Source organism: Candidatus Diapherotrites archaeon (genome assembly GCA_030688545.1).
GTDB lineage: Archaea > Iainarchaeota > Iainarchaeia > Iainarchaeales > VGJJ01 > VGJJ01.
The window spans coordinates 364980-381446 of record JAUYHT010000002.1 but is presented as its reverse complement, the minus strand read 5'-3'; the positions used below and the strand labels follow the sequence as shown (position 1 = coordinate 381446).

Annotated in this window: 20 protein-coding genes, 1 tRNA gene and 2 pseudogenes; 18 read left to right on the top strand and 5 right to left on the bottom strand. The window is 53.0% G+C overall.

Features of this window, described 5'->3' with window-relative positions; translation table 11 throughout:
• Nucleotides 1-82: 82 nt before the first annotated feature.
• Together Q8P05_02625 and Q8P05_02620 are read right to left on the bottom strand one after the other, a co-directional pair.
• Entirely contained in the window at nt 83-1075 is a 993-nt protein-coding gene (locus tag Q8P05_02625; GenBank protein MDP2666369.1) for a hypothetical protein, read from the bottom strand.
• Nucleotides 1076-1268: 193 nt separating this feature from the next.
• A tRNA-Val gene (locus tag Q8P05_02620) sits at nt 1269-1340 on the bottom strand.
• 212 nt (nt 1341-1552) lie between these two features.
• Between Q8P05_02620 and Q8P05_02615 the strand changes: the two genes are divergently transcribed.
• The 14 genes and pseudogenes from Q8P05_02615 (at nt 1553) to Q8P05_02550 (ending at nt 10684) form a co-directional block, all read left to right on the top strand.
• Nucleotides 1553-2284: a hypothetical protein gene (locus tag Q8P05_02615; protein ID MDP2666368.1), complete on the top strand. Its 732-nt coding sequence runs from the start codon at nt 1553-1555 to the stop codon at nt 2282-2284.
• A 62-nt stretch (nt 2285-2346) separates the two neighbouring features.
• The gene (locus tag Q8P05_02610; protein MDP2666367.1) at nt 2347-2964 is read left to right on the top strand and encodes a 50S ribosomal protein L15e; all 618 of its coding nucleotides are present in this window, start codon (nt 2347-2349) and stop codon (nt 2962-2964) included.
• 37 nt (nt 2965-3001) lie between these two features.
• A complete protein-coding gene (locus tag Q8P05_02605) occupies nt 3002-3556 on the top strand; it encodes a hypothetical protein (GenBank protein MDP2666366.1) in 555 nt (184 codons plus the stop codon).
• Between the two features lie 12 nt (nt 3557-3568).
• A complete protein-coding gene (locus tag Q8P05_02600) occupies nt 3569-3940 on the top strand; it encodes an Rpp14/Pop5 family protein (GenBank protein MDP2666365.1) in 372 nt (123 codons plus the stop codon).
• A gap of 60 nt (nt 3941-4000) precedes the next feature.
• Nucleotides 4001-4741, top strand: a complete 741-nt coding sequence (locus Q8P05_02595) for an archaeal proteasome endopeptidase complex subunit alpha (GenBank protein ID MDP2666364.1) — start codon at nt 4001-4003, stop codon at nt 4739-4741.
• Between the two features lie 110 nt (nt 4742-4851).
• Nucleotides 4852-5568: a ribosome assembly factor SBDS gene (locus Q8P05_02590; GenBank protein MDP2666363.1), complete on the top strand. Its 717-nt coding sequence runs from the start codon at nt 4852-4854 to the stop codon at nt 5566-5568.
• Nucleotides 5569-5605: 37 nt separating this feature from the next.
• A complete protein-coding gene (locus tag Q8P05_02585; protein MDP2666362.1) occupies nt 5606-6589 on the top strand; it encodes a hypothetical protein in 984 nt (327 codons plus the stop codon).
• A gap of 41 nt (nt 6590-6630) precedes the next feature.
• Nucleotides 6631-7413: pseudogene (locus Q8P05_02580) on the top strand (exosome complex exonuclease Rrp41).
• 150 nt (nt 7414-7563) lie between these two features.
• The gene (locus tag Q8P05_02575; protein MDP2666361.1) at nt 7564-8355 is read left to right on the top strand and encodes an exosome complex protein Rrp42; all 792 of its coding nucleotides are present in this window, start codon (nt 7564-7566) and stop codon (nt 8353-8355) included.
• Nucleotides 8356-8392: 37 nt separating this feature from the next.
• Nucleotides 8393-8635: pseudogene (locus tag Q8P05_02570) on the top strand (50S ribosomal protein L37ae).
• A 215-nt stretch (nt 8636-8850) separates the two neighbouring features.
• Entirely contained in the window at nt 8851-8982 is a 132-nt protein-coding gene (gene rpoP / locus Q8P05_02565) for a DNA-directed RNA polymerase subunit P (GenBank protein ID MDP2666360.1), read from the top strand.
• 5 nt (nt 8983-8987) lie between these two features.
• Complete coding sequence (locus Q8P05_02560; GenBank protein ID MDP2666359.1) at nt 8988-9224, top strand: KEOPS complex subunit Pcc1; 237 nt, start codon at nt 8988-8990, stop codon at nt 9222-9224.
• A gap of 46 nt (nt 9225-9270) precedes the next feature.
• Complete coding sequence (locus tag Q8P05_02555; GenBank protein ID MDP2666358.1) at nt 9271-9660, top strand: prefoldin subunit beta; 390 nt, start codon at nt 9271-9273, stop codon at nt 9658-9660.
• A 1-nt stretch (nt 9661) separates the two neighbouring features.
• Nucleotides 9662-10684, top strand: coding sequence for a DHH family phosphoesterase (locus Q8P05_02550; protein MDP2666357.1), 1023 nt, complete (start codon nt 9662-9664; stop codon nt 10682-10684).
• Between the two features lie 314 nt (nt 10685-10998).
• Here Q8P05_02550 and Q8P05_02545 read toward each other — a convergent pair whose 3' ends face one another.
• Nucleotides 10999-11409, bottom strand: coding sequence for a hypothetical protein (locus Q8P05_02545; GenBank protein MDP2666356.1), 411 nt, complete (start codon nt 11407-11409; stop codon nt 10999-11001).
• A gap of 191 nt (nt 11410-11600) precedes the next feature.
• On the opposite strand from Q8P05_02545, the gene Q8P05_02540 reads away from it, so the two are divergent.
• The 4 genes from Q8P05_02540 (at nt 11601) to Q8P05_02525 (ending at nt 14184) form a co-directional block, all read left to right on the top strand.
• Nucleotides 11601-12785 (top strand): hypothetical protein, encoded by a 1185-nt coding sequence (locus tag Q8P05_02540; GenBank protein MDP2666355.1) that lies wholly within the window; start codon nt 11601-11603, stop codon nt 12783-12785.
• Entirely contained in the window at nt 12785-13045 is a 261-nt protein-coding gene (locus Q8P05_02535) for a hypothetical protein (GenBank protein ID MDP2666354.1), read from the top strand. Before Q8P05_02540 ends, Q8P05_02535 begins: the two co-directional genes overlap by 1 nt.
• 225 nt (nt 13046-13270) lie before the next feature.
• Entirely contained in the window at nt 13271-13621 is a 351-nt protein-coding gene (locus Q8P05_02530; protein ID MDP2666353.1) for a hypothetical protein, read from the top strand.
• The gene (locus Q8P05_02525; GenBank protein MDP2666352.1) at nt 13618-14184 is read left to right on the top strand and encodes a 4-vinyl reductase; all 567 of its coding nucleotides are present in this window, start codon (nt 13618-13620) and stop codon (nt 14182-14184) included. Before Q8P05_02530 ends, Q8P05_02525 begins: the two co-directional genes overlap by 4 nt.
• 48 nt (nt 14185-14232) lie before the next feature.
• Here the strand turns inward: Q8P05_02525 and Q8P05_02520 are convergent, their stop codons facing one another.
• Both Q8P05_02520 and Q8P05_02515 read right to left on the bottom strand, forming a co-directional pair.
• Nucleotides 14233-15330 carry a polyprenyl synthetase family protein gene (locus tag Q8P05_02520; protein MDP2666351.1) on the bottom strand — a complete coding sequence of 366 codons (1098 nt, stop codon included), beginning with the start codon at nt 15328-15330 and terminating at the stop codon, nt 14233-14235.
• A 7-nt stretch (nt 15331-15337) separates the two neighbouring features.
• A complete protein-coding gene (locus tag Q8P05_02515) occupies nt 15338-16414 on the bottom strand; it encodes a polyprenyl synthetase family protein (GenBank protein ID MDP2666350.1) in 1077 nt (358 codons plus the stop codon).
• Nucleotides 16415-16467: the final 53 nt, after the last annotated feature.

Sequence of the window (16467 nt, the reverse complement as noted above, 5' to 3'; positions counted from 1 at the left end):
GGCGCGCCCCCCGGAGATAGGGGAGGAGGGGGGATTAAGGGGGTGCGCGCCACCCGCATTCTTCACATTTCTCAAGGAGCATTCAGTACAATGTGAATGTCCCCGTGATGGTTTGCTGGGCATTTCCACCCAAGTTAACCAGCGTGAAATTCCCTTCGGCGTCATAGGTTCCCCAAAACACATTGGTGCCCTGCAGGCCGGCTATGAACCCATTCCCGAGGAAGAGTTTCATCACTTGGGAGTTTCCATTGTGCCAACCATACCCGAGTCCGCTGAAGATTCCATTCTCAATAGTACCCCCCATCTTTCCCATGGCGATGAAATCCTGGTTGATGGACCAGGCCATGAAGGTGTGTCGGGAATAGTTTTCATTCTCCATCCCCATGAACAGCCCCTGCAAGAGTTCCAGTTTCTGGGTGATAGTGAAGGGGGTTGCCATGACCGTGGGAAAGATGTCCCCCCCGAAGAACCCATTGTAGGATCCTCCCAAGGTAATGTCATTTTCCACGAATTGCCGGATGTTGCTCCGCAATGCCCTGGCGGCGATCTTGAATTCCTGTTTTTCTTTTGCGGGGGCATTATCCACATCCCCGAGGAGACGTTCTCGTGCTTCCACGCGGGAGGCTACGGCGACTCCAGTGTGCGCCTTGGAATAAACCCCTACTTCATGCGTGATGCGTTCGCTGCTCACGGTGAATCCATTCGTTCGGATATCCGCTGTCACGTCGCTCGCGAGGCGGGTATTTGGATTCCACTCATTATCGGATTCCGCGCGGATGCTGATAGTTTTTTCCACATCGTCATCGGTCTGCCATTTCACATTGGCTTCCGCGTCCGTCTCATTGTGGCTATCTATTTTTTTCTCATAAGGTAATGTGACCAATCCAGTTTCGCTGATGGCTGGGGCTGAAGAAAACACTTCAATTCCAGCGGCCGCAGCACTCCCTCCCATGAGGAGCGCGAGCATCCCGAGGGCGAGGAGGCCCATGATAGTATCATCCTTTTTTCTTATGTTATTGTCCATCTTTCTCATTTGGAACACCCCCACCCGGCCTTTTTCAGATCGGGTAGTCATTCGTAAAGCCTTGTCTCCCCTTTGCTTTTTATGAAAATTTTCGGGAACCTTTCCTAAAGCTTTACTGAAAAGGGTTACGTCCCCTTCGGGTTTTTATCCCATGGAAATGGGAAGGGATTTCCCTCGGTTTATGGGCATGACATTGAAAATTTTGAGAGAATGGTTATTTTTTTCAGTCACGGTATCCTAATAATGGCCCCGGGCAGAATCGAACTGCCCCCTCCACCATGTCAAGGTGGCATCCTAGCCGATAGACTACGGGGCCGGCCGGTTTGGGTTGGCCATTACACTGGTGGATAATCCCGTTTTCGCCTAGCGATCCCGGAATCAGCCATGGCCTTCCATGCTATGATTGGGGGTGGGTGAATCCATTTAATCCCATTCGTCCTCCCTTACATGCCCCGCACGGTATTCCTTATTTTTCCTCAACCCGGCCCTCGAGGAAACTCATTTATACTCCACTCCCTTTCGCTGGGTATGAATAAGCTCCTCTTGCTTCCCCTCATCGCCATTTTCTTCCTGGGCTGCGTCTCCAATCCCGGGGACCAGCAAACCCCTATCCTTCCCCCCACCAATCAGCCTCCCATCGAGCCTCCCAATACGAATCCCCCCATCCTTCCATTTACCCCAAAGGTGTCCATCACCTATGAACCTTCTCAACCACTCGCGGGGGACACCGTTACGTTCACGGCCTCCACTACTCTTCCCGCGCAAGTGGAGCGCATGGAGATTTGGATCCGCCAGCACGGGGGATGGGTCACCACCCCGTGTACAAATGACCCTTGCACCGCCAAATGGGAACAGGTGGAAGTGGGGACACTGAATTACTATGCTAAAGCCACATTCCGGGATGGGAGTGTAGGTTACGAACCCGAGCGGGACTACTTTATCCTCGACATCCAGACGGCCTTCCAGACCAATGACACCCTTCCCCCCAGTATCTCGGTATTCCATGACCCGGCCAATCCCAAGGTGAACCAGAATGTCACCCTCTCCGCTTTAGTGGAGGATCGTTCGGGCTTGACGCAAGTGGAAATTTACGTGGATGAAGCTCTCAAGAAATCCTGCAACCAGAGGGTGAAGATTTCCCAGTGCAATTATGTTTCCACCTTTCCCGTAGGGGCGCATACCTATAAAGTGTTGGCGATTGACACGGTGGGGAATGTAGGTATTTCGCCGGATAAGAATTTCACGGTTTCGGCGTCTTGAGAGAGACGTTCGGTGTCCTGAGAGAGGCGTTTATAAGCGTTTCCAAGGCGACTTCCTCCATCATGTCCCTCCGTGCCCATGTTCAAAACGCCTTGCGTCAGCAATCCGCGCGACAATATGATTCGGCCTCTGACACGGACTATGGACAACTCTATCGCTCTCGTCTCATGTCCTACCGCCGCGCCCTCACGAGTTCCGTGACGCTCGATAAGCCCACCAATATCTTCCGCGCCCGGGCATTAGGCTACAAAGCCAAACCCGGCATCATTGTCGTTCGCATGCGTATCCGCCGAGGCGGCGGTCTGGTTCTCCGTCCTAATCGCGGCCGCAAACCCAAGCGGATGGGGGTCAATAAGATCACCCGGCGCAAGAACATCCAGGCCATGGCCGAGGAGCGCGCCGCCCGCGGTCATCCCAATATGGAAGTGCTCAACTCCTACTGGGTTGCCCAGGATGGTCGCCATAAATTCTTCGAAGTCATCCTCGTGGACCCGCATAACCCGTCCATTCGCGCCGACAAGGATTTGAATTGGATCGCCATGCCCCAGCACACCAAAAGAGTGTTTCGCGGCAAGACCAGCGCGGCCCGAAAAAGTCGCGGCCTCCGAAAGCCAGCGGGAAGACGCGGCACTGAAAAGGTCCGCCCCTCCCAGCGCGCTCACAACCGAAAGGCCAAGTAGGGCGTAATCCCTTAAACTTCCCGACGCTTTTTTATTAATGCCATTCGAAGACCTCATCTACCCTTCCGCCTTGCACGATGCCACGCGCCCGCAGGGGATTCTGTTTCATTCCGTGGAGGAGGCTCAAACTCACCAGTATGTGTCTCACCCTAAATTTCTTTTCCTCACGCAAGGGGATCACGCGCAGCTTCAGCGCGCGTTTTCCAAAAAGATTCCCATCATTTGGCAGGTGCATTCCCTCCAGTCGGCTTTTGACGCATTGAAGCTCAAGGGTATTCATTCCGTTTACGTTTCCATTTCTTCAAAACCCATCCTGGACGCGGGGTGGATGAATGCGGCCAGAGTCAAAGGGATGGGGGTTGTTTTTTCGGTGCGGGATATTCAACGCGCCATATCCCAAAAAGATACGGCGGCGCTGTTGGAATTCCAGAAGCTGGCGCGCCTCCTTCACAAATCCAGGGTTCCCGCGCGCATCGCCAGTTTCGCTTTGGAACCCCATGAGCGGATAACCGCTCCCGAAGAACAGGCGCTTTTCTCCCATTTCCTGGGAACGAAAAAGCGCCTATCCCCCGTCATTAAATCCTCCACGTGAGATTGTGTCCTCATGGCCCGCATCCAGAAGAAAAAAGTGTCCACCATCCCTTTGTCCCGGCGGGGAAAAAAGAGATACATCCTGTTTCGCGTGCGCGTGGAAAATATAGAAAAAATCTCCCGGGATGATTTGGCCAAAACATTGCACCAGCATCTCCTTCAATGCTTCGGCACGTTAGGCCTTCCCCCCCACCGCGTGAAGCTCATTTCATTTAATCCTCATTCGGGAATGGGGATTCTCCGCTGTGCCCATTCTTCCAAGGAGGCCCTCATCGCGGCCCTCGTGCTCGTTTCCTCTTTCGCCGGAAAAAAAGCCGTTCTCCGGACCCTCCAGACGAGTGGTACTATCAAATCCCTCCGGCCGCGCTTGGATTCAGGCACGTGAAAGGGGACTTTTTAAACTAATCCGGCGTCACTTCCCACATACCCCCAGGAGAAAGCGTTCATGTATCCCGGTTCCGCCAAATCAGCTGCTTATGACCGTTCGGCCACCATGTTCAGTCCGGATGGCCGGTTGTACCAAGTGGAGTATGCTTCCAAAATCGTCCAGCAGGGCACCACGGGAGCGGCCTGCGTATACAAAGGGGGCGTTGTTTTTGGTACCGATAAGAATGTCACGAGCAAACTTATCCTTCCGGATTCCATCGAAAAATTATTCAAGATCGATGACCACATCGCCGCGGTCTCAGCGGGGTTAGTGGGGGATGCCCGGCGTCTCATTCAGGGAGCGCGCCAGCGGGCCCAGGAAAACATCATGTTCTACGATGATCCCATCCACGTGGAGACGTTAGCCAAAGACATCTCTTCCGTGAAGCAGGCCTTCACCCAATACGCGGGGATGCGCCCTTTTGGGGTGGCTTTCATCATCGGGGGCGTGGATGAGTCCGGGCCGCGGTTGTTCGAAACGGAACCCTCGGGGGCGCTGGCCGAATACATGGCGGTCGCCGTGGGCTCCGGTCGTAAAGAAGTCATGGATTTCTTCGAGAAAAACTATTCCCCCCACACCGCTCGTGATCCGGCGGCGAGGCTGGTGTATAACGCTCTTGAATCCAGTATGCCCAAAGGCACCAAATTGAGCCTCGACCGCGTGGATTTTGGTTACATCGAAGCGGGAAAGCCATTCCAGCGTTTTGCCAAGAGCGAATTGAAATCCATCCTGGGTTCAAAAGGGGAATCGGCGGAGTGATCCCCTCTCCTCTCAAAAAGATATAACGAATCAAAAAGATATTAACGATATACCCATTCACCCATCCCCCATTGGAAACCATTCCGAGGAATTATTTTCCCGGAATGGATATGCCAAATGAAGCACCCATTATGGTCCAACTCGAAGATGCTGTGATCGCCCGCCTCTCCAAGAGCGGAACCCGTTTCGAGGTCCTCGTCGACCCGGATCTCGCTCTCCAGGTGCGCCGCGGGCAAACCGTGAGCAACCATGACCTTCTCGCTGTGGAAAAGATATTCGTGGATGCCAGGGCCGGGGATGAGGCCACCGAAAGCGACCTTCAACACGCCTTTGGAACCAAGGATGCGCGGGAGATTGCCCTCAAGATTGTTAAGGATGGCGAGGTCCAGTTAACTACCGAGCAGCGGAAGCATCTTCGCGAGGAGAAGCGCCGCCAGATCATTGCCTTCATCGCCCAAAACGCCTTCAACCCCCAAACCAACACCCCTCACCCGCCCCTCCGCATCGAGCATGCCTTGGAGGAGGCCAAGGTTCATGTGGATGAGTTTAAAGATGTAACCTCCCAGGTGAATGATATTATCCCCAAGCTCAGGCAGATCCTCCCCATTTCAATGGAGAAGATCACCGTGGGGGTCAAAGTCCCCCCCCAGTATGCGGGGGCCGCCCTGAATGTACTCCATTCCTATGGGTTGAAGCAACAGGAATGGCAATCCGATGGGAGTTTAGTGGCCCTCGTCGAGATCCCGGGTGGAATGAAGCAGGAACTCTTCGACCGCCTCAACCACGCCACGAAAGGTGAGGTCGTAACCAAACTAATCCAAAAATGAACCTTAATCCAGATAACCCCAGAGGAGTGAGACCGTTATGAGCAAAGAGATTGTGGTGCCCGGCGAGATGGTGAGCGAACACCTCAAGCAGATGGGAACCCATGTATATGCCTTTCATGATCGCATTTATTCGGATGTCTTAGGCATCAAGAATGAAACCGAAGATCGCATTTCCGTCGTTCCCCTGCGCGGGCGCTACCTCCCCATGTCTGAAGACGTGGTCATAGGCATCGTCCGGAGCGAGCGGTTCGCGGGGTATGATGTCGACATCAACTCCTTCTACCCCACCTTCGTCTCCAAGCAGGATCTCCGCGACCCTCTCAAAATAGGGGGGGTTATTTCAGCTAAAGTCGTTAAAGTAAATGAAGTCAACGAGGCCGAAATAGGCATGGTCAAATCCCTCTCTCCTGAAGGGGATGTCGTGAGCGTGACTCCCGTGAAGGTTCCCCGGATCATAGGGAAGAATGCGTCCATGCTCAATGTCATCCGGAATGGCACCGGCGCTCACATTATGGTGGGAAGAAATGGGTTCATCTTCCTTCAGGGAGGAGATATTGCTCTCGCCAAGGAAGCCCTTCTGCGCGTGGAAACCTATGCGCACGTCGACCACTTGACACAGAATATTCAACAGTTTCTCGCCGCCAAAACAGGCACGGGTCTCCCCGGGACGCAAGGCCCGCTGAATGAAGCGTCCTTCGATGTCCATGGCTATTCCCGTCCCCCCCAACGAGGCGGTTTTCGTGGGGGCGACCACCGCGGCCCCCCTCGAGGGGATCGCCGGAGTTTTGGTTCTTCCTCCTTCCGCCCACGCTCAACGCCCTCCAATTACCGAGGGAATGATCGCCGCCCTCCCTCCAACAACTTTCGTCCTCGCCGTTCGTTCGGGGAAGGGTATTCTCAAAGCCCGGATTCACGCCGAGAAAATTCTTTTCCTCCTCGGGATAGCAATCGTTTCCCTCCCCGGAAAAGGTTTCCCCGGGACGACCGCGTTCGCGGGGATGAGGATCCCACATTCGAATAACATCATTCAATCTTACAAAACGATTCATAGGTGAAAACGATATGGCAACTCCGAAAACCAAAAAAAGTCCCAAAGGGGACAATGACCCCAAATCCGTTTGGGTGGATAAGAGCGGCAAGCGCATGGATGGCCGCGGCGTGCATGATGTGCGCGCCATTAAAATAAAGGCAGGAATCCTTCCCAATGCCGATGGCTCCTGCTACCTCGAATGGGGCCAAAACAAAGTAATGGTCGCCGTGAATGGTCCCCGGGAATGTCTTCCCAAACACCATTCCAACCCCTACCGCGCCATCGTGCGCTATACCTACCGCATGGCCTCCTTCTCGGTATCCGAGAGAAAAAATCCTCGCCCCGGTCGGCGCGAGATCGAAATTTCAAAAGTATCGGGAGAGGCCCTCGAGCGCGCCATCTTCCTTGAAAGATTTCCCAATACCGCCATCGACATCTTCGTGGAGGTGCTGGATTCCAATGCGGGCACGCGCATCGCCTGCTTGACAGCGGCCGCGGTGGCGGTAGCGGATGCGGGCATTCCCATGCGGGATCTCGTGACCGGGATAACCGTGGGAAGGGCCGATGGCCATCTCCTCGTGGACCTCAACAAGCACGAGGAAGACGCCCCCGACGCCATTGACATGGCGGTGTCTTTCCTCCCCAATTCCAAAGAAGTGACTTTGCTCCAGATGGATGGGGAGATGACCCGCGAGGAATTTTCAAAATTGATGGACCTCGCTCAGAGCAACATCGAATCCATTTATGCGTTGCAGAAGGAAGCCCTCAAGGAATCCTTTTCCCGCGCCGCCCCCGCTCCCGTGGAGGGGTATGAGGATCTTCCTCCCATCGACCCATCCGCCCAAGGAACGCATGAGCATCCCCCCGAGAAGGACCCCTTCTCGTTTGGGGCCGCTGATTATATCCAGGACGAACAACCCGAAGAGAATGAATCTTTCGGGGAAAAGGAGTGAAGGTGACCTCATATGACGCAGATTGATGTATTGGTAGAACTCCAGAGCGCCAAAACCTTGGTTTCTTTGCGCGGTGGCAAGCGCGAGGACGGCCGGGCCTTGGACGAATATAGGGATATTTCATTCCAGACAGGTGTGAGTCAGAATGCGAATGGTTCCGCGCGCGTCCAATTAGGAAAAACGGATGTCATCGCCGGCGTGAAATTCGGGATTGGAACCCCTTACCCCGACACCCCTAATGAGGGGGCCATCGCCGTGGGATTGGAATTGACGCCCCTCGCTTCTCCCCAGTATGAAGTCGGTCCTCCCCAACCCAAAGAGGTTGAATTAGCCCGGGTGGTTGACCGCTGTATTAGAGAAAGCCACGCCATCGACACCGCCTCCTTATGCTTGATCCCCGGGGAGCAGGTGCTCATGATGTTCATCGACATGTACGCCCTCAATGACGATGGCAACATGTTCGATGCCGCTTCCATGGCGGCGCTTCTGTCCCTGAACCAAACCCGGCTTCCTAAAGTGGAGGATGGAAAAATTGTTGATTACGAATATGCGGGCAATCTCAAATTGGCCAACCAACCCCTATTAACCACCCATTCCAAAGCGGCTGGTCTCATTTTAGCCGACCCGCGCCGCACGGAAGAGCACGCCCAGAGTGCCCGCTTCTCTTTCGGGAGCACTGAAAAAGGAATTCTTTGTGCCTTCCAGAAAGGGGGTTCGGGATCCTTTTCCCCCAGCGAATTGGAACAAACTCTCGACATGGGCCTCGCGAATGCCAAAACCCTCCGGAAACGCTTGAAGGTTTAAAAAGGTTTTTCGGGGGGTTTCATTCAGGAGCACACCCATGGTCAAACAAAAACGCACCCGCTATTCCTCCAAATTTGGATCCCGCTACGGGGTCGCGGTGCGCCGGCGCTTCGATCTCGTGGAAGCCAAGCAACGAATCAAGCATATCTGCCCCAAATGTGGGTTTTCCCGTGTGAAAAGGGTGTCCACGGGTATCTTTTCCTGCACCAAGTGCCACTCCAAGTATGCCGGCGGCGCCTACTATCCCCAAACCCTTTCCGGGAGCATTGTGGCCAAGATGGTCGCCCAGAAAGCCTTCTCCGCCTCCCTCCTCGAGGAGCTCGCGGCCGTGTACGAGCCGCCCGCCAAGCCCTCAAAGGAAATAACCCCTTTCCCCGACGAATCTCCTGCGCCCATGGATCCCCAACCCTCTAATGCCCTTTCCCCTTCTCCAAAAACCAAAACCAAAACCCAAACAATGCCCGAGCCCAAGTCCGCGGAAGGAGATGATTAACCATGTACAAATGCAGCAAATGCCTTCATCAGTTCGATCAGCTCCCCATTGGTTTAGTCCGGTGTGCCAATTGCGGGAACAAGATTTTCTACAAGGTCCGCGCCCCCGTCGAGAAAAAAGTGCAGGCCCGTTGATCCCCATGCCCGCACGCACACTAAAAAAAATGTTTTCTTCCCCCCGCGAGGCGGCGGCGGCCCAGGCCGCCCTTTCATTGGAAACCGGGAAATCCCACGAACGGAATGCCCGCACCCACATCACAAGTGAAAAAAACCGCCTTCTCATCCACATCGAAGCCGTGCACTCGCCCGCATTGACAGCCTCCACCGCCACCTACACGGGGTTAGCGGATTTCTTGAAGGGGTTGTCGACCCTTTGATGATTATTTATTCTTAAGCGATTCATACAGACAGGAGAGATGGAACATGGCACAGGATATCCGAGAAAAAATAATGGAATTCGAGAAACAGCGGCAGGCGTTGATCAACGTAACGATGCAGAAGCAGCAACTGCAAGCCTTGGTGAATGGTCTCGAGAAATCCTTGGAAGAAATAGAGCGCACCAAGGAAACGAATGTATACAAGGCCGCGGGCAACATCCTCGTTTTGCGCGAAAAAGGGGAAGTGAAGAAGGAGCTTGCCGACCAGAAGGAAACCTCATCCATCCGTTTGAAGTCGGTGGAGAAGCAGGAGGAATCCCTCGTCCAGAAGCTCAATACCCTCCGCTCCCAAATTGAAAGCGACGCCGCTCAGGGCGCGGCCCAAATAAGGTCAAATGACCAAACCGTTAAATCCTCGGACGCCAACAAACCCTGATATGGGAGTTCCCCGCGCCGCGGATGCCAAGCGCCTCAAAACCCTGCTCACGGGAAAGAAGGTCCTCTTCCTCGCCCACACGCGTCCTGATTTAGACACTCTCGCGTCCGCTTACGCTCTCTCCCTCTTTTTTGCTCCCTATTCCAAAACCACATTTGGCATTCCCGATCCTCTGAACACCGTGAGCGCGCTCCTCCAACCATTCCAAATCAAACCCAAAACCATCTCCTCCCTCGCCTCCTATGATGCCGTTGTGTGCGTGGACTTCCGCTCCCCCCAACAAGGAGGGTCTCTTTCCCACGCGCTCTCAACCTATCCCAAAACCCTTATCCTCATCGACCACCATTCCACCGCTCTCCATTCGTTCTCCCGTAAAACCATTCCCATTATCCGACCGCATTCCATCGCCACCGCCCAGATGGTCACGCGCATCGGCCGCGCCATGAAAGCGTCCTTTCCCTCCACTCTCGCCACCCTCCTCGCCACCGCCATCCTAGCGGATTCCGCGCGCTTCGCCGTGGCCAACCCGCATACTTTTGAAACCTTTGATTTCCTCCTGCAAAAGAGCCCGAAAACATATGAAGAGCTCCTCCTCCTTGCATTCCCCCCACCTCCTACTGGCAATCGATTGGCCTTGTTCAAGGCCGCTCGCGCCGCCAAGATTTTTACAGTGGGCGACTACCTCCTCGCTTTCATTCATGCCCCCTATCACACCGCTTTCGCTGCCTCCTCCTTCATCCAATTAGGCGCCGATCTCGCCGTGGGCTACGCGCGAGACCCACACCACATCCTCTGCTCCATCCGCGTCTCCGAAAAACTCCACCACGACCTGGATCTTGACATCCTCGACATCATCCTCCCTTTCGCCCAACAGCACGATGGTGACGCGGGGGGGCATGCACGCGCGGCGCAGCTCAACATCCCTGCCTACATGACGGAAGAGACGCTCATCGACCTCTTCACCAAACAACTCCTCATGCGCATCCGCGCGCAAGGCAAACACGCCCACATCCGCTTGCACTAAAACAAACTTTTTTGGAAAAAAAGTTTGATCAAAAAAACGAATCTTTTTTTAAGAAAAAGTTTCATCAAAACAAACTTTTTAAGAAAAAGTTTGATCAAAAAACGAACATATTTGATAAAAAGTTTCATCAAAACAAACTTTTTTGGAAAAAAAGTTTGATCAAAAAACCTCCTCTAGATAAAAAAGTTTGATCAAAAAAACGAACCCAGTTTTGGAAATTAGGTTTTCCAAAAGATGGGGTGCTTGAGTCAAGAAACGATTGATATTAAATTCCGGAAAATAATTTTTTTTGGTTCTCTTCCAATGATCATCATTCACGCCACGTGGATTACATGCCGCCCATTCCTTATCTTCTCGCGTTTGGCTTTTTTCAGGAGATAATGCACCGTGCTCTTGGGCACCCCCACTTTGGCGCTGATGGCGCGCACCGAGAGGAAATCCTTCTTCAGATCGGCGATGGCTTGCACGGTCGCGAGGTTGATCCCCAGCGCTCGGCCCGCTTTAGCTCCACCCCCAATCCTAATGGCGTGTTTTGTAAGCAATGTATTCACTCGAGGGGACAACCGCTTCCGCACGGAAGGGGATACACGTATCTCTTCGAGATGCGGGCAGTGCTTTAGCACGGCTTCCATCTTTCGCGCGGAGATAGCCCGTACTAAATGGATGGCATGCAGGTCATGAGGCAACCCGGCGATGGGCGTATCCGGTCGAATGGCATAATGCATACCCCCAATATTTCTTCCTCTCCCTTTTTGATGCCAATCCCTTCTCTTGAGAAAATGCCTCCATTTTCCGTTTCTGGGTCATATTGCTTTTATTCCACTCGTTTTCCCATTGAAACCTTTATATGGGAAAAGGCCCCCAATACCTCTGTTTCCGCATCCATGCGGTGATACACGAGTGAGGTGAACACATAATGCGTTTGAAAATCATTCCCGTGCTCGCGGTCCTCCTGGTCTCCCTATTCCTGGGGAGCCTGGTATTGGCAGAGCGAGGCGAAGGGCGAGATGGCCTATTCGCGCTCCAGGAAATCGATGCCCAGACCGTGATGAAATGGGAGAACCTAAGCGAAGCAGAAAAGATGCGCTACAAGCAGGAATGGGAAATCCGCTACCATGAGAAGATTTCCGATGTCAAATCGACCGATACTTCCAAAGACTCGGCCGATGCCACATTCAAGATTTTGAGTGCGACCCGCCTGCCCGAGCTGGCCCAAGCTGGGATCGAGCAGCGCCTGCGAACGGAATTCCGTTTGAAGGATGATCGCGTCGAAATTCGAGAAAAAATCCGAATCCGTGCTGCCGAAAGGCTCGAAGAGAAATGGGTCATTCATGAGCTGCGCGACTCTGACACGTGCGCGTGGATGGAAGAGCGTGTGCGCTTGGCCATGAATGTGGCCCAGGACCAGGAACAGACTGTCTTGGCCGCGCGCCTGGAATCCTTGCTGGGCCGACTTGAGGCTTGCACCGATGCGCCCTCCAATGAGGTCGATGCGGACGCCGAGAATGCCATTTGGGACCTCCGCCAGGCCCATCTCATTGAGGTCTCCGGTCGCATCTTAACCTATGCTGAATCCGTGTCGACCAAACTGGATTCCTTCCTCGCCCGCTTACAACTATTGGGCGAACAATCCGAGGATAATCAGTTGTCTGTAAAGATCCAATTCCTCACGGCCAAGCTGACCCGGTTGAACAACAAATTGGATGCCCACATCGCGGACTTGCAGGAAAAGCGGGATACTTTCATTGCCAATCCCACCCCTGAAAATGCGGGGAAGCTCCGAGCCTCCTTCCTGAGTACGCGGGCATGGGCCAAAGTTTCTGTGCACGCCACGCAGCGCGTGGTCTTCATCTGGAACCACTGGAAGCAAGTGGGGGATGAGGATGAATTGATCGTTGAAGCCGAAGCCACCATCCCGGATGACACGGAAGCGGAGGTTGAGGTCGAAGCCGAGGTCCAGGATGAGATCCTGGTCAACGACGCCGCGGTCCTCACGGACGTGGAAGTCGCCGTGAATGCAGGAGTGATCGAACCCGGGTCCCCGGGTAACGATTCCACCGGCGAACCAGGCGAGACCATCGTCGCAGGAGGTGACCAATAATGAAACCAACGACTATCGGAATATTGGGCCTCTTCCTTGTGGGAAGCTTGCTCCTTGCAGGATGCGCTCAGCCCGAATATTCGGTGACGCCTCCCACGGGGGGGTTGACAACCAGTGATCCTAACACGGTTGTGAATTCCTTCACGAGCGGCACGGGAACAGGAGCCAATGATATCTCCACCCAGGAACTCGAAGATCTCCAGCGTGATCTGGATGAACTCGATACCGCCGTAGAGGAAAGTTCAGAGTCGAATATTTAATCGCCCGCTTGAATTGGCCGCTAGCGAGCGGCCGGGCCAAAGGGCTACAGTGGGGGTTGCACCGCAACCCCTGTAGTCTTCTTTTTTTTCGAAATTTTCATATTCTTCTACAATGTTTTCAAACCAGTGGAACGTTTTTTCCCAATCCCCCATTCCTCCCAAATAGGCCAATTTTGGGCATGCCAAAGGAAAGGGTAATATACTCCCCCATTTTTACATTCCCAGATGGAATCCAAATCACTAGCCAGTTATGTTTCGGGCATGCCCGATATCCTGTTGGCGCCCGTGACGATTTCTCCTTATTCTCCAATCGAAAATCAAATTTTGACCATCGTCCATGCCCGCTGGCCCACTTCCTCCCTCGAAGTGGCCGAATATTTAGGTCATTCCATCCGCACCCGGGAGGATAAGCGGCTCTTCTCCTCCCGTATTACTTACCATATCAAGAAACTCGTCCACAAAAAACGACTCATGTCCAAACGCGTGGGCCACGCGCTCATCGTCTGGCCGCTTGAAGTGGAAGCCCTGCGTGTCATGCAGGGGATGTTAAATCCCCGGGATAGGGAACCCGGATGATCCTCAATAATTTCTTCGACAAGTTCATCTTCACCTCCCAACTCAAATTCAAGGACTACAATTTCACCGTCCTGGACATTCCCTTCGTCATCGTCCCCACCGAAGTGTTAATCGGTTTCTCCGAGTTCGATGATCCCACGATCAACAAGGCCATCTATTACGCTTTCAAAAAGTCCTCCCAGAAGAACCTTTTTCCCAAGTTCAAAGTGGGCGCCACCAAAACCAAATTCCTCGATCTCGTGGAGACGTTTTTCGCCGCCTCCGGGTGGGGATTACCTACCAATATCCAGGTGGATGAAACCAACCACCGCGCCGTGGTCGTGGTATCCCATTCCCCTCTCGCCAAGCATCTTCAGGGGCGCGTGAAGAACCCTGTGGACCACTACTACCGCGCCATCCTCGCCGCGGCCTTCTCCGAATACTTCGGTTCGAACGTAGAATGCGTCGAATCCGACTGCCGCGCCCTTCACCCCGGAGACTGCACCTTCCTCCTCAAACCCTTAAAAGAATTCGACTTCACCAAAGAAGTGACACAAAGGCAGCTGTCGCTTGAAAGCGTGTGAGACATCTGTTCAGAATAATAATTCCTTTAGGCTAATTCAGAATCCAATTCACGCCTTTCGTTCCATTAGGTAGTCCGCGAATTGCTCGAGGATGTGCACGTATTCCTTGGTGAAAGTGGGTCGGGCGCGGCGGAGGGCTATTTTTCCCCTTTCGGCGTTCTGTTTGGCCAGCTTCCGGGCACTCTCAACGATTCCTTTCTCGTGCAGGATTTTTATCGCGGCGTTCACTTGAGCTTTGGTGGCTTTTTCATTCCCCAATACTTTTTCCACTTTTCCCCAATCCCCATTATCCAGCATTTCTTTGGCTTCAAGCACCAAAATAGTTGTCTTTCCCTTGCGGAGGTCGCTTCCCAGCACCCGTCCCTTTTTGGCTCCTTTGGTCACATCCAATATGTCATCCTGAATCTGAAAAGTGGTCGCCGCGTACAACGCATAATCCTCGAGCGCGCGCAACTGCTTGTCGCTTCCTCCTCCTAATACTCCCCCCATTTTCAGGGCGCCTCCCAATAGGGCCCCGGTCTTCAAGTAAGCCATGCGCAAATACTGCTTCGCCGATACCTTCTTCTGGTGCTCATAATACATATCCAGCATCTGCCCTAAATTCACGAGGCGGTAAGTTTTCTCATATACTTGCAAGGCTTTCACTTTCTTCTCCATTTCGAATGATGAATCCAATATCGTCTGCGCCCCCAGCGAGAACAGCATATTGGCCCCGATCGTACTCATACTTACGGCAAATCGCGATTCCTCATTGGCAAACAGGTACCCGCGATATGTTTTACGTTTGAACCGCTTTCGGAACCAGTTAGCGGTGACCTGGTGGGCCGCGGGAATCTCTCTCCGCGCTTTGTCTTCATCCATCACGTCATCCAGGATGAGGGAGGCATTATGGAAGAATTCCACGCTCAACGCGGGGAGGAGCATCTTCTCCTCCTCCTTTCCCCCGCAGGCCCCATACCCCACCAGCGCCATCACGCTCCTCAACCGTTTGCCTTTCCCCAGGATGTAATTCCGCATCGCCATGTAATTTTCTTCCGCAATCTCGCTTCCCGCTTCGCGCAAATCGAAATGTTTTTTCTCGAAATATCCCTGCAGAGCCGAATCGATATGGGTGCGATGAGTGGTAATAACGGTGTGGAGGTCCATGCTCCCGTCACACCTTCCGGTTTATTAAGAATGCAGCGAATGCCCGCAGGTGTTTTTTAGCATTGCTCTCCGGGAGAACGGCTTCCACGTCCCTCCAGGATTGCTCCATGAGGCTTTTGGCTTTCTCCCGTGCATATTCGATACTCCCATATTTCTGGATAATGGATATGGCTTCTCGAATGGTTTTTTCGTCTTCAGGATGCGCGTTCAGTATTTCAAGGAGTCTTTTTTTATCATCCTCACTCCCATTTTTCAACGTGTGCAACACCATTAAAGTCCTTTTTCCTTCATGAATATCTTCCCCTACTCCCTTTCCTTTAGCAAACTCTTCTCCGACCAAACTCAAAATGTCGTCCTGGATTTGGAAGGCTACCCCAATGGTTTCAGAGAATTTTCCGAGCGCGTGCTGTTGTTCCTCGGTTCCATTTCCCAGAGCCGCTCCAATCCTGGCCGCCATACGGGCTAGTGTGCCAGTTTTGTACGCGCACATCTGTAGGTATTCATTTTCTGAAATGGAATATTTTTGTCCTTTATGCCAAATAATATCCATACCTTGCCCGATATGGATATTAAGCATTTCTTGCATGTAAATGTCCAAGAGTTGATTCTTTTTTTCAGGAGAAAAATCTTTTGCGTCGCGGATAAGGACATAGGGAAGATAATACATTGCGTTTCCGGCGTTAATGGCCACATCTACCCCAAAGATTTTGTACGTGCACGGTTTACCACGGCGGAGTTGGGAATCGTCTTGGATATCATCTATCATCAATGTTCCGTTGTGAACCATTTCAAATATGGCAGAAAAATGATGATTTTTTTGGGAGTCTCCTCCCACGGCTTCGAGAGAAAGCAGAAATAAAATAGGCCGCCATCGCTTTCCTCCCCGATCCAGTAAATCCCAGATAGGGGTGTTCAACGCTCCCTGGAGGCTTTCCACATCATACGCATACCTGGCTTTTCCAAATATTCTTTCCGCCCACTCCGAAGTAGCCTGATGAGGAATGATCTTCTCCATCTCCCTGTCTATGGCCTCCGAGCGGGCCTTGAGATAGGCCATGATGTCAATCCTTTCTTCCAGTTCCATCCCCACACCTCTTTTGTCGTACACCCATTCGTCGATACCTGAAACCCACCCCG